A 16,332-nucleotide genomic window follows, 5' to 3' on the forward strand; every position below is an offset into this window, starting at 1 on the left:
GGATGGCATATCGGAGCGAGTCCAGCTGGGGTGCGTGTTTTGTCTTGGGCGGGTTGTTGTTGGGGGGATGTGGGAACGAGGTTCCGGTGGAGTCCGAGCCGCCGCCGTTGGTCGCGCAGGAGCAGAAGGAGCTGGCCTACGACCCGGGGCCGGGCTGGAACCTGGCGTGGCAGGACGACTTCACGGGCTCGGCGCTGAACTCAGCGAACTGGAACGTGCTGACGAGCAATTACGACCCGGTGACGGGCAACTGCAACTTCGGCACGGGGGAGCTGGAGTACCCGCGCGCGCAGAACGTGACGGTGAGCGGGGGCAAGCTCATCCTCACCGCCGAGCGCACCAACGACGCGCCCAATGACTCGCGTTGTACCGGCTATGGGCCGCGCTCGTTCTACTCGGGGCGCATCCACACCAAGGGCAAGGTGGAGCGGACCTACGGCAAGCTGGTGGCGAGCATCAAGGTGCCGTCCGGCTACGGCATGTGGCCCGCGTTCTGGACGCTGGGGGCGAACATCTCCAGCGTCGGCTGGCCGGCGGCGGGGGAGATCGACATCCTGGAGTGGCACTCGAACGAGCCGTCGTGGATGAAGGTGGCCACGCACTGGGGCGAGGGCGCGAGGGATTGGGGCTCCGGGGCGAACCGGGGCTACAGCCTGGCGGATGCGTTCCACGTCTACGAGCTGGAGTGGACGGCGGACCGGATGGTGTTCCGCTTGGACAACCAGGTCCGGGCGAACGCGGACTTCGTGCACGCGGCGCAGGCGTTCCGGCAGAACCACTACATCCTGTTGAACCTGGCGCTGGGTGGGAACTGGTATGGCAATACGCCGGCGGGCAACGTGGACCTGCCGCTGGGGCAGCGCAAGACGATGGAGGTGGAGTGGGTGCGTTGGTACCAGGCGGGCAGCACGCCGGGGGGGACGCTGACGAACCCGGGCTTCGAGTCGGACATGGCTGGCTGGGCGACGTGGAGCCCCAACGGCACGGAGGCCGCGGACTTCAGCGAGACGCACAATGGTGGACACTCGGGCAGCTATCACCTGACGCACTGGAACAACGCCGCGCCCTTCGAGGTGTGGACGTATCAGACGGTGTCGGGGCTGGCGTCCGGCAACTACCGGGTCCGCGCGTGGGTGCGAAAGGGCGGCACCTTCGACCTGTCGCGCATCCAGGCGAAGACGTGTGGCTCGTGTGCGCCCGTGTTCACGGAGCTGGGGACGTATGGCGCGTGGACGCTGGTGGAGACGCCGGTCATCTCCGTCACCGGCGGCTATCTGGAGCTGGGCTTCCACACCCGTGCCACCACGGCCAATGGTGCCAACTTCGTGCACATGGATGATGTGCAGTTGGTGAAGCTGTAGCCGCTGCACGCCGCGCCGGAGGCTGAACGTCCCTCCGGCGCGGTGGGAGCCCGCGCTAGGGGGAGGGCACCCGCCTGCGTCGCAGGTTCGCCTGGGCGCTCAGCGTCACCGTCGCCATGAGCGAGGCATACGCCACCAGGGGCCACGCCGTGTCGCCGTCGAGCAGGACGACCATCAGCGTGCCCACGGTGCCGACGATGAGGCTCTGGACGCAGAAGTAGAGCGCGACGGCGGTCCCCGCCACGGCGCCGAAGGCCTGGAGCGCGCCGTTGGCGGTGACGGACGCCGCGAAGACGATGCCCGCCGCGATGACCCACATCGGCGCGACGAACGTCCAGAACGACGGGGCCGCGAACAACTGCCCCGCCGCGAGCAGGGCCGCGCCGGTGAGCAGCAGGAGCATGCCCCGCGTGAGGCTGCCCGCCAGGCCCCACGCCGCCACGAAGCGCCTGGCGAAGCGCGTCGTCGCAATCATCGCGAGCGCCGCGGTGGCAAAGGCCAGGCTGAACCCGAGCTCGGTGAAGCCCGCCTGTCCGATGAGGACCCGGGGCGCCGTGGAGAAGAACACGAAGAACGCGCCCATGGCCGAGCTGAAGCCCAGCGTGTACGTCCAGAACGCGGCGTCGCGCAGGATGGGACGGAACGCGACGGCGGGACGTGGCCCGTCCGCCGCGTGGGTTTCGTGCCACCGGGGCCACGCATTCACCACGGCCGCCGTCGCCAGGCCGCCGAGCGTGATGAAGATGGCCCGCCAACCGAAGTGTCTCGCGAGCAGCGCCCCGACGATGGGGCCCAGCGCGGGCACGCAGGCCAGCATGGCGCTGAACAGGCTGTAGATGACCGCGCTCTCCGGCCGCTCCGCGTAGACATCACGGACGGTGGCGAACGTGGCGACGAGCGCCGCGGAGGCGCCGACGGCTTGCAGAGTCCGCAGGCCGACGAACGTCATCGCGTCCGAGGTGCCCGCGAGCAGGAACGACGTGGCCGCGAACAACAGCGCGCCTCCCAACAACACCCGACGCCGACCGATGCGGTCCGACAAGGGGCCGAACACCACCTGTCCCAGCCCGAGCACCGCCATGTAGAGGCTGAGCGTGAGCTGGATGATGGCGGGAGACGTCTGGAGGATTCCGACCATCGCCGGAACCACGGGCAGGTAGATGTCCATGGCCAGCGAGGCCAGGAGGTCGAAGGGGGCCATCAGCAACAGCGCTGCTGGCACGGAGTACGTCCACGACAAGGTTTTCGAGTGAGCCACGATGGCATCCGCACAAAAGGGGAACAGCGGGCGGCCATCTGCCTCTCCACGGGAACGTGATGAGCTTTGGACAGAGGGCCGCGGCAACAGGGTCGCCGCGGCTCACTCATCTGCGGATTTGGTCGTTCCCATCCGTTGGCTCCGAGAGGTGCTCCGGACTCTACAACATCCACCGCCAGGACAGGCCGAGCAGGGTGGTGTAGCCCACCACGGAGCGCTCGATGCGCCCCTCGGCGGACAGGAAGAACACGGTGGGGAACATGCTCACCCGCCACGCTTCCTGTATCGAGTCGTCGCCGAGCAGCACCGGGTAGTCCACCGCGTGCTCCTGGGCGAAGCGCTGCACGGCGGCGACGTCTTCATAGGCCAGCGCCACCGACACGACGTGCGCGGAGTCTCCGGCGATGCGGCGCAGCTGGGAGAGGTTGGAGGACTCGGCGCCGCACACGCCGCACCACGGGGCCCAGAAGGCGAGCACCACGGGTTTTCCTCGCAGCGAGGCGAGCGACACCGTCTCTCCGGAGAGTGTCTGCACGGTGAAGTCCGGCGCGGGCGCTCCGGAGCCGGGCAGGTGGCGCGTCTGCCAGGCCGCGACGGCGGTGAACACGAGCGCCAGCAGCACCAGGTCCACGCCCCATCGCACCCACCAGCGCTGCCTCGCGCGGGCCCATGCGGCCCGTCCTCGCGCCAGCACGCCCGGCCCCGCCGTCTGCATCGGAAATCCTCCAGGAAAGGGACGCGCGACGCGCGTCATGGACCCATCCTGACATCGCCGGGGCCCTTCGGGGAGAAGGGCCCTCGGCGGCGCTTCACGTCAGAGGGGGCTGTGCTGCTCCTCGACCTCCCAGGGGCCGGTCCTCACGCTCTCGCTGTCCTGGCGGTGCGAGCGTCCCAGGGCCTTGCCCACCGCGTGGCCGGCGCGCTCCAGGGCCCGGTCCACCGCGCCGGGGAAGGTCGCGTCCATCGCCTCCGACGCGAGCTGTCCGCCGTGCTCCAGGCGCACCGTGACCTTCGCCACCTTGTCCACGCCTCCGCGTGGGCCGTTGATGTCTTCCAAGCGCACCGTCACCTCGCGGACCCGGTCGGACAGTCGCCCCATGGCGAAGCGCGCGCGGCGCTCGACGTGGGTGCGGAGGGTCTCGGTGAGGGTGAAGTGTCGGGCTCGGATTTCGATTCGCATCCTCGGCTCCTTCCGGCCCACCATGGGCCTATCTCCTATCTGCTGGTCCGCGGAGTTTCGCGCCAATAGGAAAAGCTCCCGGGAGGCTTCGAAAAAACGAAGGTCTCCGGGCGGGAATGCGGTGGAGCGTGAGGGTGTTGGACCCAGGCTACGTCCGGGCGGCGATGGGGACCCGTGTGTCTCGCGGCCGCCCGAGCGCCATGAGGATGCCTGACGCGCTGTACCAGCCGAGGACGTGACCGGCGCCCGTGCCCATCACCGGGATAGGGAAGTGGCCGAGTCCCTGTGGCCCGATGCGGCGCGGCATGGTCGCGGGGGCGTGATTTCCGAGGGGCAAAGGCAAGCTCGATGCGCCCGTGTGAGGAGGGAAGCCGCGGTGGCCGCCCCCCGAGTTGCTACGGACGCAGCGGGAGGCAGTGCTGCCGTAGTGCGACTTCCAATCCGTGATCCAGGATCTCGTCTGTCATGGGCAGTTCGCTGAACAGGCTGCCTCTCGATGGATGGTTGCTCAAGTAGAGTCGGTCGTGCAGGGTCGGGTCCTCGCTCGTGCGCTTGGCCAACCGTTGAAAGAACGGATAGAAGCGCATTGTCGAGGTTTTCCTGGCAAAGAGTTCCTTGTTGCCGAGAATCCAGACGTGGGCCCCAGTTATCTGTGCCAGTTGGCCAATGGCCTCAGCCATCGCCAGGAGGGATTCGTCGAGGATTTCCTGCTGCTTCGGGGACAGGTCGTCCAGTTCATCCATGTTGGAGCTGGCAAGGCTTGTTTGATTCAAGGCCAACACGAAGTCCCAACTGGGGACATCATGCCGCAACAGCACATGCATTGGTGCGCCTGACGGTCCCGCTGGGTGCAGGTAGCGACCGTCTCTCGCCTCCAGTTTCCCGGGATTGATCCCCGCCACGATCCATTTGATCTGGTGCGGACCCTCCTTCTCCAGGAGTCGATCCAGTTCCTTGTTCCAGATTGATTCCAGATGACCTTTGACTCCCTCGTGCCACCTGGCGACCTTCTCTTTGAGTGGCCTCAGCACCTGGCGGACCTGCTCCAATTGGTACTTGTTCAAGGCCGGAACGGGGGTCACCAGGACGAGTTGGGTCGTCTGGTCTGGCATCATGAGCGTTGCCCAGCGGGAGCCCAATAGGGTTTTCGCCCGCACCTGAACCTCCACGTCATTAGCCGGGTGCAAGGGGACGTCTTTGGGGTTGACCTCGACCAGGATCTGCCGCGTGCGCCCTCGCGGGCCGTGCAGCAGCACAACCCGGGTGTCTCCCAGGTGAACAACAGCCAGCGCACCCTGGCTGGCAATCGCGGCAGTTGGGAACCGGGCTCGAAACCACCGGGTTGCCTCCTCGACTATGGGAACCGCGATCACGATGCTTGTGGGGAGGTCGTTCATATTCGGGGGCTCGAAGTGTGTCAGACGCCGGCAGAAGCTCAATCGCGCGTCACCCGGACGGGGTCGTTTGTGACGGAGTCCTGGGGTGTCGTCGACTCTCATGGACAGTCTATCGCATTCACCTCATAGTTGTGGTTGCCTCATGGGCACCCACTGGAAAGGCATACGGCCAATGAATATCCGTCAGGTTGCGGCGTTCGTGTTCTTCGCGGCGGTTTCAACGGGTTGTGGCGGCGTCTCCGACCCGGAATATCGTATCGAGCATGGTGAGAATGGCTCGATGGTCATTCACAGTGACTCAGGCTCCATGCCGGTGACATCGGGTACGGTCGTGAAGACCGACGGGACTGAGGCGAAGCTCTCTTCGACCGATACTACGCAATCCATTGTCTATGTCGACTGTTGCGAATACTGCGTGTTCTGGTCGGATGGCACCTTCTACTGCGCGGGATGCGACGTCTGCTGAGTCGCCTCGAGACCGCATGAAGCCATTGGCGCGCCCTTGCCTGGGCGGAGAGCCGGGGCGAGCCGTGGTGGTGTCTTGCGCCACGGTCATCCGGACGTCGAATCCCGGAGGCGGCCCGGTCCCAGCGACGGGACCACGCCACAGGCGCTTCGCTGACGGGGACATTGCCGCGAGTCTGTTGGGGGAGCCTGGAGGGGCAGGATTTCCCGCCCGGTCTCCATCAGTTTCCTGAGGAAGACCGGGCGGTTGTCCCTGCGCGCGATGCAGGAGTCGAACCTGCGGCCTTTGGCTCCGGAGGCCAACGCTCTATCCAGCTGAGCTAATCGCGCAGAACCGCTGCGGCGAGGGCACAAGTAGCCGAACTTGCTGGCCGACGCAAGCACACATTCGGCCTGAGGCTGGCGAGAGGACACTGCTGGCTGGCCCGCGGCAGCCTCCGTGCCCTAGGGTCGAGCAGGCACGGAGGCTCCTCCTGTCGGGAGTCCTCCTGGAGGACTCGAATGACGCGGACGACTCGATGGGTGCTCCTGGGCGCCGTGGGAGCCCTGCTGGCCGCGGGGGCCGGGGCCTACCTCTGGGCCCGGGCCTATGTCCGACGGAGCCCCTCCATCATCCACCCGGATGAGCCCCTGCCGACTCCACGGCAGTAGCCTCGAGGCGAGTCGAAGCCGCCCGGACTCCGCCTAGAGAGTGTTGCAGCGCAGGATTCCACTGAGGGTGCAGACGCAGACGCTCTCAGCTCCCGAGGCCGTGCAGCACGGCTCCCTGGAGCCGGGGGCGCAGACGCTTCCCACCAGGTCTCTGCACCGCGGCAGGTCGCCACACGCCGGGGGCGTCGTGGGACACGCGATGAACGTTCCGTTGCACGTCACCCCGGAGTTGTCCTGGGCGGAGCAGACCGTCGTTCCCGACGGACAACTCACCGACCCCGTGGCGCAGGCCGCCGTACAGGTCGACAGCTCCTGCGAAGACTCCTGGATGCCTTCCGTCGTGACGACATCTTCAGCAGACGGCGCTCCACAGCCCATGGCCATGGTCACCAGCAGTCCCAGTGCCGCTCCAATGCAATACCTCGTCGACATGGTTGCCTCCTTGGGGAGGATGCAACGGTATTCGAGGAGCGCCGGGCAGGCCCATCCCAGGAATCTGGGATTGCGGAGTCATTGGGCCGCGGCACCCCGCCCGGGACAGCCCCGGGCGGAGTGCCGCGACCTTCAATCCATTACAGCAGCGAGCAGAGCAGCCCGGGGTACGTCGTCCCCGAGGGGCAGCCCTCGCCCTGGCAATACCGGGCCCCCGAGTCGACGGCGGGGTTGCCCAGCAGCGCGGGAACGCGGACCTGACAGGAGCCCACGGACTGGTTGCCCGTGTTGTCCGACACGCCATACACGAACGTGTAGACGCGGCCGTTGCCCAGCAGCGCCGCCTCCGCGCGCACCATCGCGGACTTGCCATCCGCGCTCAGCTTGATGTCGTCGCAGGCCAGCAGCCGCAGCAATGACAGCGCGTCGTTCTGCTCGTCGGAGGTGACGCGCAGCAGCGTGCCCGCCTGCGCCAGGGGCAGCGTGCCGCCACAGTTGTCCGTGGCTGGCAGGGCGCAGTCATCCAGCGACACCAGCACGTAGTCGGAGCCCGCCGAGGGCGTCAGGGTGATGCCCCGGCTCGCGCCCGGCGTGGGCGCCGTGACGTCGACCACCTTCACCGTCGCGGAGCAGGTGCTCGTGCTGGCGCCATCCGTCACATCCAGACGGACAGGCGTCGTCCCCAGGGAGAACGGGCCCGCGGGGGTCTGGCTCACGCTGAACGGCCCCGGGAAGCCATCCGGGTCGAACGAGCCGTGGTCCACGGAGGCCTGCCCCCGGCACGTCGCGTCCGCCTGGACGGTGACATCCTGGCAGCTCGCCACCGGCAGCTGATTCGTCGCACACGGAATCGGGAAGTCGAACGCGGCGCGGTTGTTCGCCTCGTCCCCCTCGTCGAAGACGCCGTCGTCGTCCGCGACCACCACCACCCGCTGCGTCCCCTCCGGCACCGTGAAGGAGAGCTGGAAGGGGAAGCGCTCACCCCCCACCAGGAAGGGAACGCTGACGATTCCCAGGCGCGTGCCGCCCGCGCCCGGCTCGCCTGCGTAGATGGCCGTCGTCGAGCCGGCGATGCCGGTGGCTCCCAGGTTCTGCACCGCCGCGGACAGCGTCAGCGCCGTGGCCTGGCAGGACGCCACCAGGTCCACCACCGCCAGGTCCAATTCGCCTACCGCCGACTCCTGTGTCTGCAAGGAGGATGGCGCGCCCACTTCGGAAGAGCTGCCATCGCAGCCGCCCAAGAGAAACAGCGCCGCGAGCGCGGGGAATCCATATACACGTGTCATGTCTGGCTCCGGTCAATGGCCTCGCAATGAGGCATGCCCATGTTAGGTCATTTGCGTGGGTGTATTGAACTGGGTCAAATCATTCACGCAATGACTCACCGAGGGGTGGTTTCCACCCAACCGAGGTTGTTCGTGTAACCGAGTCCCAGTCAGTAAAGCCCAGATTCCGTGTCCCCTGGGACCCGCCGTGCATCACGGTGTCTGAAACGGCGAGAAAGAGCGGGCGCCCGCCCGGGGTGTCTGGGATTCGCCGCGGAGGCTCGGGCGCCGTCCGGCGCGAGGGCAGGGGCGCGGCCATCGCTGAAGGGGCCCATCCTGTCAGTCCTGACAGGTTTCCCACCCGAGGTGTCTGGCTTTAACTCAGGGGAACCCTTCGCACGGGAGGTCGTCGATGTCCGCCACCGCCGCAGAGCGCCAGTTCGACGACCTGGCGAGCCTCTACGAGGACGTCGCCCCCTGGCCCTTCCGTCGGGACATCGAGGTGCCCTCGGTGCTCCACTCGCTGGGAGACCTGACGCGCAGCGACGTGCTCGACTTCGGCTGTGGCGCGGGGCTGTACTCCCGGCTGCTCGCCGGGCGAGGGGCCCGCCGGGTGGTGGGCCATGACGCGTCCGAGGGGATGCTGAGCGCCGCGCGGCAGCGGGAGGCGAAGGAGCAGCGCGGCATCGAATACGTGTCTCGGCTGACGCCCGAGCTGGAGCAGCGGTTCGACCTGGTGTTGGCCGTGTACGTCCTCCCGTATGCCTCCACGCGGAGCGAGCTGCGACAGATGTGCGCGAGCATGGCCCGGGTGCTGCGCCCGGGAGGACGTCTGCTCGCGCTGCCGCTCCATCCCGACCACGCGCCCGACCCGGACTACTACGCTCCCTATGGCCTGCGGCTGGTCTCGGACGCGCCCCATGCGGAAGGAGGCGCGCTGCGAGTCGAGCTGCGCGCCGCGGGCGTGGAGGCAGACGTCACCGCCTGGTACTGGTCCAGGAATTCCATCGAGGAGGCCTTGCGAGACGCGGGCTTCGGGCCCGTGTTCTGGGCCGACCCCTGGCCCCCGGGGCTCGCCCGCGTCGAGGACGCCCCTCCCGCGCTGCACGCCTACCTGCGAAGGCCCCACGCCGCGATGCTCGACTGCCGACGGGCGCGGGTCTCCGGATGAGGCTGCTCCAACAACTCCAGGGAGGCCTCGTGGTGGCCTGCGAGGCCCTGCCCGGCGATCCGCTCCATGGCAGCGCGTTCATGGCCGCCATGGCCGTCGCCGCGGTCCGGGGCGGGGCGCAGGGCCTCCTCGCCAACGGGCCCGCGGAGATCGCCGCGATTCGCGCGAAGGTCCCCCTGCCGCTCCTCGGCGTCCTCCTCCGCGAGTATCCAGGCTCGAGGGTGCGCGTCACTCCGACGCTCGCGGAGGTGGCCGAGGTGGTGGACGCCGGCGCCCAGCTGGTGGGCATCGACGCGACGTAGCGGTGGCGTCCGGAGGGTGAGTCGCTCCCGGACCTGGTCCGCAAGGTCCGCGCCCGCTACCCGGACGTCCCGTTGATGGCGGAGGTGGCCACCGTCCGCGAGGCCGCGCTCGCCCAGGAGCTGGGGTTCGACTGTGTCTCCAGCGGCCTGTATGGCTTCACCCGGGAGACGGCCGGGCGCCACCTCTGCGACGATGACTTCGAGCACCTGAGGGCGCTGCGCGCCGCCGTGGTGCGCTGCCCACTGGTGGCCGAGGGCGCCATCTCGACGCCGGCGCAGGCCGCGCGGACCTTGCGGCTCGGCTCGGACCTGGTCGTCGTGGGCAGCGCCATCACCCGCCCTCAAATCATCACCGCGACCTTCGCCAAGGCCCTCCGCGCGCGCTGAATGCGCGGTGCGGGCCAGGCGCGCGCCCCATGCGGGGCAAAGACAGCCATCGAGGGTGGTCCGCCGGGGGAGGGCTGTCTATATCATCCACTCATCGTCGGTCTCATCCAGCCTGGCTCCGACGAGGAGGGAGGGCAGATGGCCACGGGGGAGGCGAGCGGACCGCCGTCGCGGCGCGCGGATGAGGCGCAGGCCTTGTTCGAGCGCGTGGACGCCCTGGCCCGCACGCTGGGCTTCGACTTCTGCGGCTACCTGTTGCGCATGCCCTGGCCCGTCGCCCATCCCGTGGTGGCGACCTTCGACTCCTATCCGCCGGGATGGATGGCGCACTACCGGAAGCACGACTACCTGCGCATCGACCCGGTGGTCCGCCTGGGCGCGAGCAGCACCGAGCTCGTGGTCTGGTCCGACGAGCTCTTCGCCCAGGCCCCCCAGCTCCTCGAGGATGCCCGCGCCTTCGGGCTGGCCTCCGCGGTGGCCCAGTCGTGCTGGGCGGCGCATGGCGTCTTCGGCCTGCTCACCTTCGCCCGCGCGTCACCCGAGCCGCTCTCCGACGCCGCGCTCGCGGCGCTGCGTCAGCCGATGCTGGTGACGGCCCACCAGCTCCACGCGCGGATGATGGGCCTGCTGGTGCCCCGGCTCGCGCCGGACGTGGACACCGCGCTGACGCCGCGCGAGCGCGAGGTGCTGCTCTGGACGGGGGAGGGCAAGACGTCCGCGGACATCAGCACCATCCTCGACATCTCCGAGCGCACCGTGAACTTCCACATCGGCAACGCCCTGCTCAAGCTCAACGCCACCAACAAGGTCCAGGCCGTGGTGAAGGCGCTCACCCTGGGGCTGATGGACGCGGGGTGAGCACGGGCCTCAGGCGCTGTCGCCTTCTTCCGGCTGGGGCGGCGGCAGGAAGATGCGCACCGTGCGCACGCGCCGGGGCGAGGCCTCCACCACCTCCAGCTCCAGGCCGTCCTTGGTCTTCAGCTTGGTGCCGGGCTCGGGGATGGCGCCGCCCGCCAGCGCGATGCTCAGCCCCGCCACCGTGGAGTAGTCGCCGTCCTCGGCCAGCTCCAGCCCCAGCTCGCGGTTGATGTCGCGGATGGCCGCGCTGCCCTGCACCACCGCCGCCACGGGGCTCTCGCGCCGCACCAGCTCCTCGGGCGTCTCCGACTCGCTGAGGATGTCGCCCACCATCTCCTCGACCAGGTCCTCCACCGTCACCAGGCCCACCACGCCGCCGCGCTCGTCCACGATGATGGCCAGCTGCATGCGACGGCGCTGCAGCTCCTTCAGCGCGTCCATGGCCCGCATCGTCTCCACCAGGAAGAAGGCCGGCCTGAGCACGTCCTCCAGGACGATGAGGTTCCCCTCCCACGCCACGGCGAGCAGGTCCTTGGCGATGACGTAGCCGACGATGTTGTCCAGTGAACCCTCGAACACCGGCATCCGCGAGTGCCCGCGCTCCAGCAGCATCTGGCGAATCTCGTCCGCGCTCGCGTGGCGACGCAGCGCGACGATCTGCTCGCGCGTCACCATCAGCTCGCCCACCGTCAGCTCGCCCATCTCGAACGCGCGCGAGGCGATTTCGCCCGCCTTCGGGTCCAACGAGCCCTGCTTCGCGGCCTCCTCCACCAGCGCCTGGAGCTCCTCCGCGGACAGCCGGCTCTCGGTGAAGTTCGTCTTGTCGCCGAACAGCCGCAGCACCACGTTGGAGCTGGCCGTGAGGAACCACACCACCGGCCGCATCACCCACGACAGGCCCAGCAGGGGCCGGCCGATGAGCATCCCGTAGCGCTCGGACGCGCGCAGCGCCAGCGACTTGGGCACCAGCTCCCCGAGCACCAGCGACAGGAACGACACGAATACGACCACCGCGGCCAGGGCCACCTCGTCCGCCGTCGTCTCCGGCAGGCCCAGCTCCATCAGCACCGGGGCCAGGCGGTTGGCGATGCTCGCGCCACCGAAGGCCGCCGCCGTCGCGCCGATGACGGTGATGCCGATCTGCACCGTGGCGAGGAACCGCTCGGGGTTGGCCCGCAGGGCCTCCACCGCCTTGGCGGAGCCACTGCCTTGCTCCATCAGCTCCTTCAGCCGCGTCCTTCGGATGGAAATGATGGCGAGCTCGGCCCCGGCGAACACGCCATTGGCCAGGACGAGCAACAAGATGACGAGCAGCTCCGATGCGATGACGGCCCTCCTCTCAGGAGCCCTCTACCGTATCCCCGGTTGGCCGGCGGCTCACCCACCAAGTGACTGCAAGAGCAGAGACAGTTGGTCCCGGCTGGCGCCCTTGGGCAGGTAGTAGTGGGGGCCGGCCAAGAGGGCCATGCCCACGTCCTGGGCCGCCGCCGAGGTCAGGAACACCACCCGGGGGTGGGGCCCTCGTGGCAGCCGCTCGAGCTTCTCCACGACCTCCAGGCCGCTCATGCCCGGCATGTTCAGGTCCAGCAGCATGACCTCGAAGCGCTCACCGCGCCGGAGGCTGTCCAGGGCCTCCTGGCCGTCGGCCGCCTCCATCGTGTCATACCCCAGTTCCTCCAGGCTGAGCCGCAGGAACTCCCGCCAGTCCGCGTCGTCGTCGACCACCAGCACTCTTCTCGAGCCGTCATCGGTGTCCAGTCGCGCCAAGCATCCTCCCCAACATGGGAAGAACCCCACCGCGCCCCCGGGCCATTCGCTTCCCCCGGTGGAATGGCTTCCGCTCGCAGAGCGGGCGGGCGGACATCAGAAGAGGGCCATGCCCAGCTGGGTGACGAGGTACTGCAGCGCGGGGCGCACGTTGTGGCTGGCCGTGCGCGGACGCTCCGGCTGGGTGGAGTGGCACCACACCGGCTCGCTCAGCAGGCGCCCCTCCGAGTGCTGGAGCAGCCGGAAGCGCCCCAGGTCGGTGGAGCTGCCCGCGTTGAAGACGCGCAAGGGGCGGCCATGGGCCGTGTCCACCACCGTCTCGTTGGGGTGGTGGCGGTGGCCGTGGAGGACCAGGTCGCACCTGCCCTGGATGCGCGCCACCAGCTCCGCGCCCAGGGACAGCTCGGACGCGTGGGGCCAGCCCATGCGCGTGGCGAGCCGCTCCGGGAAGCTCTCCTCGGGCAGGGGCAGCACGTGGTGGTGCACCAGCACCGCCACCAGCGCGTCCTTGGGGGCGCGGCCGAGCGCCTTCTCCACCTGCTCCACCGTCTCGAGCGACAGCTCGCCGTGGCTCGCGAAGTAGTTGCGGTTGTGCTCGCCGGTGGAGTCCACGCACACCAGATACAGCCCGGGGCGCTCCACGGTGCGGACCTTCAGGCCGTCCATCCAGCCGCCGCCCACGTCCTCGCCAGGGCGGTCGTGGTTGCCGGGGATGAGCGTGAGCCGTCCGGTGTCCAACAGCGGCGAGAAGATGTCGAGGAAGCGACGGTACTCCTCGTGCGAGCCCTGGTGCGTCAAGTCACCGGTCACCACCACGTGGTCCGCGCGGTTCGCCTGGAGCGCGGCGACGAGCGCCCGGGCCTGGGCGTCACTGGCCGGGCTCAGGTCCAGGTGCAGATCCGAAAGGTGCGCCAACGTCCTTGGGGGCATGCACAGCAACGTAGGCATCGACCGCGTCGGCTTCACGTCCGCCACGTGAATCCGTCGCGAGCGTGATGAAACACCTGTGCATCAGCCGGCGACCCACTCGTCCCGAGGGGCCAGCGCCGCGTCCGCCGTGGACACGCGCGCGCGTGGCGGCAAGAGGCGGGTGCCCGGGCCCACGCGAAGCCGCGTCCCGCGCCAGTCCACCGTGCGGCAGAACACGCCGTGCCACCACGCGGCGAACAGCAGCACGTCCTTGAGCAGCACCGCCGGCGCGGCGCGCCATGACACCGGCTGGGGACGCAGCGCGCGAAACGCGCCCAGGTCCACCAGGACCTTGCCGAGCACGACGAGCGTGGCCAGCGTCACCGACTCCAGGCAGGGGCTCACCAGCGCCCCCGCCACGGCCAGCGGCGCGGGGTTGAGCAGCGACTGCGCGACATACGTGGACGGCGTCACGGCCGTCCGGTGGATGACGCTCCAGCGCAGGTAGCGCTGGAAGAAGGCGCGCACGCTCTTGCCCAGCGACACGTTGTAGACGGGCGCGCGCGCCACCACGACGCGGCGTCCCAACTTGCGCGTCACCCACTGGCCGATGACGAAGTCCTCCGCGAGCACGTCGCGCACCGAGTAGAAGCCGCCCAGCGCGTCGACGTCCGCGCGCTTGAGCGCCATGGACTTGCCCACGACGATGTCCTGGTCCGCCAGGCGCTTGGCGCCAATCATCCCCGCCGCCGCGCTGGACGTCAGGTAGAGGTTGTCCAGGAGCGAACCCAGGCTCCTCTCGCCGATGCCCGAGACGGGGTGCGTCACGCAGCCCACCGTCGGGTCCGCGAAGCCCGCGGCGATCTCCTCCAGGTAGCCGGGCGCCACCCGCGTGTTGCTGTCGCTGATGACGAAGAGGTCGTACCGGGCCCGGTCCGCCAGGGTGATGAGCTGGTTCACCTTCGGATTGAGGCCGGGGGCGCCCTCCTGCAGCGCCAGGCGCATGACGCCGGGCCAGCGGCGCACCGCCTCGCACGCCACGGGGTACGCCGCGTCGCGCGTGTCCTTGACGCCCAGGACGACTTCATAGGTGCCGGGGTAGTCCAGGTGGGCGAAGTGCTTGAGGTTGGTCTCCAGGTCGTCATCCGCGCCGCACAGGGGCTTGAGGATGGAGATGGCGGGCCACGGGGCGCCTGTGGGGAGGGCCCGGGGCGCCTCACGGCGGTGGCGGAGCACGAGCACGTACTGGACGGCGAGCGCGGTGAGGCCGAAAGAGGCGGCGAACAGCAGGAGGGCGGAGGCGAGCGACATGCGCGGGCGGTCCCCGGGGACTGGCGCGCGGTCATCGCGCGACCGGTTGCCACGCTAGGGGGCCCGCGCGTCAGGCGTGGGGAGCGCCCGGGGCGCCCCGGGCAATTCCACGTGACGGCGCGGTGAAGCCGTCCGGCTAGTCGCCCAGGTTGCGGCTGCGCGGATGGCGGATGTCCTTGCCCCGCACCATGTAGACGACCATCTCCGCCACGTTCAGCGCGTGGTCGCCGATGCGCTCCAGGTGCTTGGCGATGAACATCAGCGCGGTGGCCCGCCGGATGTTGCGCGAGTCCTCCATCATGTACGCCAGCAGCTCGTTGAAGATCTTGAGGAACAGCGCGTCCAGCAGGTCATCCCCCTGGAGCACCTCCTCCGCCTTCGCCACGTCGTTGGACACGAAGGCGTCCAACGAGCGCTTCACCTGCTGCTGGGCCAGCTCCGCCAGCCGGGGCGTGTCCACGTAGGGCGCCAGCGGCGGCACCTGGTTCAGGTCCATGGAGCGCTCGGCGATGTTGACCGCCAGGTCTCCGATGCGCTCCAGGTCCGTGACGATCTTCAAGGCCGTGGTGATGAGGCGCAAATCACTGGCGGCCGGCTGGCGCAGCGCGAGGATGCGCCGGCACAGCTCGTCGATCTCCACCTCCAGCCGGTTGACGTCCTTGTCGGCCGCGACGACCTTCTCCGCCAGGGCGCTGTCGCGGTCCGTGAGGGCGCGCATGCTCTGGGCGATGAGGCCCTCCACCTTGGCCCCCATCGCGAGGAGCTTCTCGCGCAAGTCCCTCAGGTCCTGCTCGAACGCCTTGTCCGTGTGGGTCAACGGCATCTGCGACAATCCCTTCTCTGCGCTCACCCGAACTTCCCGGTGACGTAGTCCTCGGTGCGCTTCTCGCGCGGGTTGGTGAAGATCTGCTCGGTGGGCCCGCACTCCACCAGCTCACCCATGTAGAAGAAAGCCGTCCTGTCGCTCACGCGGGCGGCCTGCTGCATGTTGTGGGTGACGATGGCGATGGTGTACGTCGCCTTCAGCTCGTGGATGAGCTCTTCGATCTTGGCCGTGGCGATGGGGTCCAGCGCGCTCGCCGGCTCGTCCATCAGCAGCACCTGCGGCTCCACCGCCATCGCGCGGGCGATGCACAACCGCTGCTGCTGGCCGCCGGACAGGCCCAGGGCGCTCTCGTGCAGCCGGTCCTTCACCTCGTCCCACAGGGCCGCGCCGCGCAGGGACTTCTCCACGCGCTGGGCCAGGGCCGCCTTGTCCTTCATCCCGCCCACGCGCAGGCCGTAGGCGACGTTCTCGAAGATGCTCTTGGGGAACGGGTTGGACTTCTGGAAGACCATGCCCACGCGGCGGCGCAGGTCCACCACGTCCACGCTCCGGTCATGGATGTCCGTGTCGTCCAGCAGGATGGTGCCGGTGTGGTTGGCGCCCGGAATCAAGTCATTCATCCGGTTGAGCGAGCGCAGGAAGGTGGACTTGCCGCAGCCGGACGGGCCGATGAGGGCGGTGACGCGCCGGTCCTGGATGGCCAGGGAGACCTTCTTGATGGCCTCCTTGGCGCCGTACCGGAGCGTCAGCTCGCGGGCCTCCATCTTCGGGCGGGGAGCGTTGGGCGTGAGG

16 protein-coding genes, 1 tRNA gene and 1 pseudogene are annotated in these 16,332 nt (G+C 69.0%); 6 read left to right on the forward strand and 12 right to left on the reverse strand.

All coding sequences use genetic code 11. The annotated features are described in order from the left end of the window. Nucleotides 1-2 precede the first annotated feature (2 nt). Complete coding sequence (locus K8640_RS03595) at nt 3-1,361, forward strand: family 16 glycosylhydrolase (protein WP_223745776.1); 1,359 nt, start codon at nt 3-5, stop codon at nt 1,359-1,361. A gap of 55 nt (nt 1,362-1,416) precedes the next feature. Here the strand turns inward: K8640_RS03595 and cml are convergent, their stop codons facing one another. The 4 genes from cml to K8640_RS03615 all read right to left on the reverse strand — a co-directional run bounded on the left by cml (nt 1,417) and on the right by K8640_RS03615 (nt 5,196). Further along, the gene (cml, locus tag K8640_RS03600; protein WP_255652652.1) at nt 1,417-2,601 is read right to left on the reverse strand and encodes a CmlA/FloR family chloramphenicol efflux MFS transporter; all 1,185 of its coding nucleotides are present in this window, start codon (nt 2,599-2,601) and stop codon (nt 1,417-1,419) included. Nucleotides 2,602-2,779: 178 nt separating this feature from the next. Further along, entirely contained in the window at nt 2,780-3,334 is a 555-nt protein-coding gene (locus tag K8640_RS03605) for a TlpA disulfide reductase family protein (RefSeq protein WP_223745778.1), read from the reverse strand. 99 nt (nt 3,335-3,433) lie between these two features. Further along, complete coding sequence (locus tag K8640_RS03610; protein ID WP_223745779.1) at nt 3,434-3,799, reverse strand: HPF/RaiA family ribosome-associated protein; 366 nt, start codon at nt 3,797-3,799, stop codon at nt 3,434-3,436. 395 nt (nt 3,800-4,194) lie between these two features. Then, the gene (locus K8640_RS03615) at nt 4,195-5,196 is read right to left on the reverse strand and encodes a hypothetical protein (protein WP_223745780.1); all 1,002 of its coding nucleotides are present in this window, start codon (nt 5,194-5,196) and stop codon (nt 4,195-4,197) included. Between the two features lie 142 nt (nt 5,197-5,338). On the opposite strand from K8640_RS03615, the gene K8640_RS03620 reads away from it, so the two are divergent. Then, nucleotides 5,339-5,662 (forward strand): hypothetical protein, encoded by a 324-nt coding sequence (locus tag K8640_RS03620; protein ID WP_223745781.1) that lies wholly within the window; start codon nt 5,339-5,341, stop codon nt 5,660-5,662. Nucleotides 5,663-5,917: 255 nt separating this feature from the next. On the opposite strand, the gene K8640_RS03625 is transcribed toward K8640_RS03620, so the two are convergent. Beyond that, nucleotides 5,918-5,991, reverse strand: a tRNA-Arg gene (locus tag K8640_RS03625). Nucleotides 5,992-6,162: 171 nt separating this feature from the next. Between K8640_RS03625 and K8640_RS03630 the strand changes: the two genes are divergently transcribed. Beyond that, a complete protein-coding gene (locus K8640_RS03630; protein ID WP_223745782.1) occupies nt 6,163-6,312 on the forward strand; it encodes a hypothetical protein in 150 nt (49 codons plus the stop codon). Between the two features lie 572 nt (nt 6,313-6,884). Here K8640_RS03630 and K8640_RS03635 read toward each other — a convergent pair. After that, a complete protein-coding gene (locus tag K8640_RS03635; protein ID WP_223745783.1) occupies nt 6,885-8,030 on the reverse strand; it encodes a CARDB domain-containing protein in 1,146 nt (381 codons plus the stop codon). Between the two features lie 391 nt (nt 8,031-8,421). Here K8640_RS03635 and K8640_RS03640 point away from each other — a divergent pair, with 391 nt between their 5' ends. From K8640_RS03640 to K8640_RS03650, 3 genes and pseudogenes are all read left to right on the forward strand, one after another. Next, nucleotides 8,422-9,180: a class I SAM-dependent methyltransferase gene (locus K8640_RS03640; RefSeq protein ID WP_223745784.1), complete on the forward strand. Its 759-nt coding sequence runs from the start codon at nt 8,422-8,424 to the stop codon at nt 9,178-9,180. An 89-nt stretch (nt 9,181-9,269) separates the two neighbouring features. Continuing rightward, nucleotides 9,270-9,869: pseudogene (locus tag K8640_RS03645) on the forward strand (putative N-acetylmannosamine-6-phosphate 2-epimerase). A gap of 138 nt (nt 9,870-10,007) precedes the next feature. Continuing rightward, complete coding sequence (locus K8640_RS03650; protein ID WP_223745785.1) at nt 10,008-10,727, forward strand: autoinducer binding domain-containing protein; 720 nt, start codon at nt 10,008-10,010, stop codon at nt 10,725-10,727. Nucleotides 10,728-10,736: 9 nt separating this feature from the next. On the opposite strand, the gene K8640_RS03655 is transcribed toward K8640_RS03650, so the two are convergent. From K8640_RS03655 to pstB, 6 genes are all read right to left on the reverse strand, one after another. Beyond that, complete coding sequence (locus K8640_RS03655; RefSeq protein WP_223745872.1) at nt 10,737-12,026, reverse strand: hemolysin family protein; 1,290 nt, start codon at nt 12,024-12,026, stop codon at nt 10,737-10,739. Nucleotides 12,027-12,104: 78 nt separating this feature from the next. Then, on the reverse strand, nt 12,105-12,494 hold the full coding sequence (locus K8640_RS03660) for a response regulator (RefSeq protein WP_083560251.1): 390 nt from the start codon (nt 12,492-12,494) through the stop codon (nt 12,105-12,107). Between the two features lie 96 nt (nt 12,495-12,590). After that, nucleotides 12,591-13,442 carry a metallophosphoesterase gene (locus K8640_RS03665; RefSeq protein ID WP_223745786.1) on the reverse strand — a complete coding sequence of 284 codons (852 nt, stop codon included), beginning with the start codon at nt 13,440-13,442 and terminating at the stop codon, nt 12,591-12,593. 63 nt (nt 13,443-13,505) lie between these two features. Then, nucleotides 13,506-14,714, reverse strand: coding sequence for a ceramide glucosyltransferase (locus K8640_RS03670; RefSeq protein WP_223745787.1), 1,209 nt, complete (start codon nt 14,712-14,714; stop codon nt 13,506-13,508). Between the two features lie 136 nt (nt 14,715-14,850). Next, on the reverse strand, nt 14,851-15,537 hold the full coding sequence (phoU, locus tag K8640_RS03675) for a phosphate signaling complex protein PhoU (RefSeq protein ID WP_223745873.1): 687 nt from the start codon (nt 15,535-15,537) through the stop codon (nt 14,851-14,853). Nucleotides 15,538-15,560: 23 nt separating this feature from the next. After that, nucleotides 15,561-16,304, reverse strand: coding sequence for a phosphate ABC transporter ATP-binding protein PstB (gene pstB, locus K8640_RS03680; RefSeq protein WP_218035661.1), 744 nt, complete (start codon nt 16,302-16,304; stop codon nt 15,561-15,563). Between the last annotated feature and the right edge of the window lie 28 nt (nt 16,305-16,332).

The sequence above is a fragment of the Myxococcus sp. XM-1-1-1 genome, from assembly GCF_020037095.1.
GTDB classification, from domain to species: domain Bacteria; phylum Myxococcota; class Myxococcia; order Myxococcales; family Myxococcaceae; genus Myxococcus; species Myxococcus fulvus.

Coding starts and splice junctions, on each gene's coding strand:
- K8640_RS03595 (WP_223745776.1), top strand. CDS start 3: ATGGCATATCGGAGCGAGTCCAGCTGGGGTGCGTGTTTTGTCTTGGGC.
- K8640_RS03605 (WP_223745778.1), bottom strand. CDS start 3,334: ATGCAGACGGCGGGGCCGGGCGTGCTGGCGCGAGGACGGGCCGCATGG.
- K8640_RS03610 (WP_223745779.1), bottom strand. CDS start 3,799: ATGCGAATCGAAATCCGAGCCCGACACTTCACCCTCACCGAGACCCTC.
- K8640_RS03615 (WP_223745780.1), bottom strand. CDS start 5,196: ATGAACGACCTCCCCACAAGCATCGTGATCGCGGTTCCCATAGTCGAG.
- K8640_RS03620 (WP_223745781.1), top strand. CDS start 5,339: ATGGGCACCCACTGGAAAGGCATACGGCCAATGAATATCCGTCAGGTT.
- K8640_RS03630 (WP_223745782.1), top strand. CDS start 6,163: ATGACGCGGACGACTCGATGGGTGCTCCTGGGCGCCGTGGGAGCCCTG.
- K8640_RS03635 (WP_223745783.1), bottom strand. CDS start 8,030: ATGACACGTGTATATGGATTCCCCGCGCTCGCGGCGCTGTTTCTCTTG.
- K8640_RS03640 (WP_223745784.1), top strand. CDS start 8,422: ATGTCCGCCACCGCCGCAGAGCGCCAGTTCGACGACCTGGCGAGCCTC.
- K8640_RS03650 (WP_223745785.1), top strand. CDS start 10,008: ATGGCCACGGGGGAGGCGAGCGGACCGCCGTCGCGGCGCGCGGATGAG.
- K8640_RS03665 (WP_223745786.1), bottom strand. CDS start 13,442: ATGCCTACGTTGCTGTGCATGCCCCCAAGGACGTTGGCGCACCTTTCG.
- K8640_RS03670 (WP_223745787.1), bottom strand. CDS start 14,714: ATGTCGCTCGCCTCCGCCCTCCTGCTGTTCGCCGCCTCTTTCGGCCTC.
- phoU (WP_223745873.1), bottom strand. CDS start 15,537: ATGCCGTTGACCCACACGGACAAGGCGTTCGAGCAGGACCTGAGGGAC.
- pstB (WP_218035661.1), bottom strand. CDS start 16,304: ATGGAGGCCCGCGAGCTGACGCTCCGGTACGGCGCCAAGGAGGCCATC.